Source organism: Bacteroidota bacterium (genome assembly GCA_039111535.1).
Lineage (GTDB): Bacteria > Bacteroidota > Rhodothermia > Rhodothermales > JAHQVL01 > JBCCIM01.
Map to the genome: position 1 here is coordinate 1 of JBCCIM010000314.1, position 4411 is coordinate 4411.

General features: G+C 51.2%; 4 protein-coding genes. 2 read left to right on the forward strand and 2 right to left on the reverse strand.

What is annotated here, in order from left to right; all coding sequences use genetic code 11:
- Positions 1-469: cytochrome P460 family protein (locus tag AAF564_26135; GenBank protein MEM8489053.1), on the reverse strand; the 469-nt coding region annotated here is incomplete at its 3' end.
- A 145-nt stretch (positions 470-614) separates the two neighbouring features.
- Here AAF564_26135 and AAF564_26140 point away from each other — a divergent pair.
- Together AAF564_26140 and AAF564_26145 are read left to right on the forward strand one after the other, a co-directional pair.
- On the forward strand, positions 615-1226 hold the full coding sequence (locus AAF564_26140) for a hypothetical protein (protein ID MEM8489054.1): 612 nt from the start codon (positions 615-617) through the stop codon (positions 1224-1226).
- 104 nt (positions 1227-1330) lie between these two features.
- A complete protein-coding gene (locus tag AAF564_26145) occupies positions 1331-2254 on the forward strand; it encodes a GntR family transcriptional regulator (protein MEM8489055.1) in 924 nt (307 codons plus the stop codon).
- Positions 2255-2294: 40 nt separating this feature from the next.
- Here AAF564_26145 and AAF564_26150 read toward each other — a convergent pair.
- A partial coding sequence (locus AAF564_26150; GenBank protein MEM8489056.1) for an HDIG domain-containing metalloprotein occupies positions 2295-4411 on the reverse strand: 2117 nt, incomplete at its 5' end.

Consider the following 4411-nt stretch of genomic DNA (forward strand, 5'->3'; position numbering starts at 1 on the left):
GGCATGCGCGACATGCATCAAGATTTTTGCCGGCATCCATACCATCAGCTTTGAAGGCTGCAAATTCCCAGTTTCCATTGCTGAGCTCAGCGACATACCCTTCGCCCCAGTCTTCTTCGCGCTGCATCACAGCAATGAGTGCAAGGTCGCCTTTGATACGGCGCCCGAGGGTCGACGTGAGAATCTCACCTTTGTCATTCTTTTTAGCTTTGTACACTTCAGCAACAAGAACTGAACCAAATGGCAGTTTACCCTCATCATCTGGCCCCTGCATTGCGACATCGTTAGCAAACAACCGAATGACTTGATCCGGATTCATGGTGCGATCGAGGCTAAGGTAGTTGGTGTACGTCTCAGCATAGCCTTCAGGAAAGGCGATCTCTGACGATGCTGGCCGTTTTATATCGTGTTGAGCGAACAGCCCAAACAAGAGCGAAAGGCTGCCGGCAAGGGGGAGTAAAATTCGCATCGTTTTTCTCGCAATTAGATCAAAAAAGGAAATACAGCGTGAAACCACACACAACATGAAAAATGTAATACACTTATTTTGTAATGTCAATGTATTACTAATTGTTCTGTACTATACCTGGTGCCTTCAACACCTGTTTCAATTGATGGATACTGCCCGAAAAATCACAAACCTGCTGAACCGCAAAGCCGCCACGGTGACTGAGCTCGCTGTGGCTCTTGGGATTTCACGTAATTCAGCGCACCTGCAAGTCACCAAACTTGAGACCGCCGGCTTTATTGAGAAATTCCTCGCTGAAAACAAGAGCGGTGTTGGCAAGCCGGCACATCACTACCGGGTTAAACCTGGCAGTGAGGATGCCTTCTCTTCTGCATACAAAACGATCATGGTGGGCATGATTGAAATTCTCGGTACAGAACTCCCCGAGACATTACGGGTCAACATCCTGGAGCATACGGGTAAACTCCTCGCAAAGACCGCCGGCCTCACGCCCACCGGCGATGTGGATGCAGATACACAGCGCGCTGTTGAAGTTGTCAATTCCATGGGCGCTATTGCAGAAATGCAAAACCAGGATGACAGCGTAGCAATCAACTGCCACAGTTGCCCGGTTGCTTCGCTTGTGCATAAAGATCCCCTGGTTTGCAACCTTGTGGCAGCCTATTTCGCTGAAGCAACAGGCAACCAGGCAACGGTGCAGTGCCAGCATGGACGTACAGTGATTTGCGGATTTGCCGTTGAAAAGCCGGATGCCTGAAACTGGACCATGCTTAAGGCACGACTAGGCCTAAAACTGGACGATGGTTGTCGACGCGCCCGCCAATGCCTAACTTCCGTAACAGACGGGCCAGATAGATCCAGATGATTAAAATAGACCGCAAAGCCGGCACTTCTGTTACCGACCAGGTAGTTGAGCAATTACGCTATCTGATTGCCAGCAGTTACTATAAGATGAATGAAACGCTGCCTCCTACGCGCAAGCTGGCGGAGCAGGTGGGTATTTCATTTCATACCGTACGTAAAGCCTACCAGCTGCTTGTTGATGAAGGCATCCTGGAGGTCCAACAAGGCAGTGGCTATCGCGTGACTGCGCGGACGCCGCTTAGCAACGAAGAGCGACTCGAAAAAGGTGCTGATATTGTTCAAAAAATGCTGCTGCAGCTTGTAGGGCTCGGGCTCGAAGAAGGTGAGATTGAATACCTCGTTCAGGAGCAGTTGGCCATGCTCGATCTGGGTTCGGAAAACCTGAAACTGGTTTATGTGGCGCCGTACGCCGAAATGGGTATGCAGTGCGCAGAGCACATCAACAATACTTTGCAAGTGAATGTCGAGACGTCTACGCTCCCTCTGGTAGATTCGATACAGGATGCCGATATGATATTCTGCCCGGCTCCGATGGTAAAACAGTTGAACGAGCAATTCCCGAGAATCGACACGATGGGCATTGTCTCGTACCTGTCACCCGAAGCCCTCGACCGCATTGCGCGCCTTTTGAGTCATGAAACGCTGGGCCTCGTGACCTACCATGCCCATTCCATTCCCCATCTTATGTCAGCTATCCAGCAGCAAACAGGATTTGGCGGGCAGATTTTTGGTGCATCACTGGAAGACGGCGCAACGCATATACCGGAATTCATCAAGCAGGTAGACATGGTTGTGTATACGCCACTGAGCCGGCGGCGCATGCTACCGTATACAAAGCAGGGTAAGCCAGCTTACATCATTTCGCACCGCGTTAGCAAAGAGTCACTAGAGGCAATTCAGCGCATTATCCCTGCGCTGTAGCGGATTTGTTATAGCCAGCACTCCAATATTGTCAATCGTGCTACTCCGGTGTAATTTGCTCTGCCTGCCCATCGCCTCCACCTTCGATATCTGGTGGCCTTACTTCTACGACAGGCACTTCCTCTTCTGCTTCAAGCTCAGCTGCCGCTTCGGCTTCAGCTTGTCCCGGATATTTTACGCGTCCATGGTGAATGCCAAGGAGCATTTCCAGAAACGTCTCCTTTATTTTATAGAGATCGTTGAAGGTGAGGTCAGTTTCGTCTAGCTGGCCGTCGTTTACGCGCGATTTGAAAATGCCCTCTACCATGGATTCTAACCGCTTGTGCGTAGGCTCACTGATGCTGCGGCTGGCGGCTTCAACCGAATCGGCCAACATCAGGATGCCAGCTTCACGAGAGTTTGGACGCGGGCCCGGATACCTGAATTCTGATTCAAGCACATCAGACTGCTCATCCGTGTTATCTGCCTGGGCTTTGCGGTAGAAATATTCGATAAGCGATGTGCCGTGGTGCATTGGGATGAACTCCAGCACCCGGTTCGGCAGGTTGTAATTTTTACCAATCTCCAATCCTTCTTTCACATGGCTCGCAATGATGAGAGCACTCATGCGGGGCTTCAAGTGGTCGTGCGGGTTGCCGCCGGCGCGCTGATTCTCCACAAAATACTCGGGCTTGATCATCTTACCCACATCATGATACAACGCCCCTACCCTTGCCAGCAACGCATTGGCGCCAATGGCATCAGCTGCAGCCTCCGCCAGGTTAGCAACCTGCAGCGTATGGTTAAACGTACCCGGTGCCCGCAAGCTAAGCTCTTTGAGCAACGGTCGGTTCGTATCAGAAAGCTCCAGTAACGTCAGGTCGGTTGTGATATCAAACGCACGTTCAAAAACCCACAAGAGCGGCACCACAACAATCACCTGCGCTGCGTTTATCATTGCCCGGCCAAAGTCGTTGCTCCAGAGTTCAATCGGAACGTCGTACAACAGCCAGCTTGCGCCCAGGACTACCGCGTACCCAATTGCTACAGCCGCAGCAGAAAGGAAAATTTGGCCCCGGTTTTTGATATCGCGTACGCTGAAAATGCCGAGGGTGCCGGCAAAGATTGTGGCAAACGTATACTCAAAATCGTAGTTCAGGAAATGCCCGCCGATAAATGCAAGCGTCCATAATCCAAACAACGCAACGCGTGAATCAAACATTACTGTCATCATGAGCGGAATGACAGCTACCGGCACAGCGTACATGCCGGCCCACGGGTAACGAATTGCAATGGCAAACGAGCCGATGATCCCAATAAATAGCAGCGCGATGAGCAAGATGTGTTTATTGTTGTCGAACACCCGCCTTCGCAGTACAAAAAGATAGAGGAAGAAAATCAGCAGGGTAGCCAATGCCAGGGTAAACTGACCGAGGGCTACTTTCCATTGCAACTGATTGCCGCTGCGTTCTTGTTGCTCGCGACCGAGCGAATCGAGCCGGCGTTTAATTTCTTCGGTGACTATTTCGCCATTGTTTACAATCACGCTGGCGGCCGGCACCATCCCACGGGTTGGCGAAATGCGCTCCTCTTTCCTGCGCCACTCCCTGTAAGTTTCAGCCCGCATAAACGAGAGGGAATGCTGAAAAATAGCCCTAAAAAACGCAGCGCCGAGCTTGGCACGCTGGGGATCATCAGCAAACATACTTGTATAGCGATCCTGCGCAAAGACAAACGCCTCATCCAGTCCGAACAGGTTTGCTTTGTTCTTGCGCACCACAATCGACTCATCGTCACGGCGGATGGAGATTTCGTCCGTATATATGCTGTCGAGTTGAATATCAAGAATCCCAACGTTCAACAACTGCGTTCCGATACTCCAGGCTTCCTGCAAGAGTACCTCATCCAACCGGGGTTCATCAGCCAGTTGCACACGCCGAAGAGAGTCAGCAAATTCACGCTCATGATATGAGGCGATAAGGAAATTCCATTGCTGCTGCGTAAGGCGGAGCAGCGCCGTGCGTTTCAAATCAACGATGTTGAGCGAATCTTGCGTGGCCCAGGCCAGGCTATCTACAGCCAAATTCTCCTGGTATCGTTTGTAGACTTCAAAAACACGGTCCAGCTGGTTCGAAACGGTGTCGCGTTTCGCCATCATTTTCGGCTTGGCATCAACCA

Bases quoted from the DNA above. Each gene is read 5' to 3' on its own strand.
- AAF564_26140 (MEM8489054.1), top strand. From the start codon at position 615: ATGGATACTGCCCGAAAAATCACAAACCTGCTGAACCGCAAAGCCGCC.
- AAF564_26145 (MEM8489055.1), top strand. From the start codon at position 1,331: ATGATTAAAATAGACCGCAAAGCCGGCACTTCTGTTACCGACCAGGTA.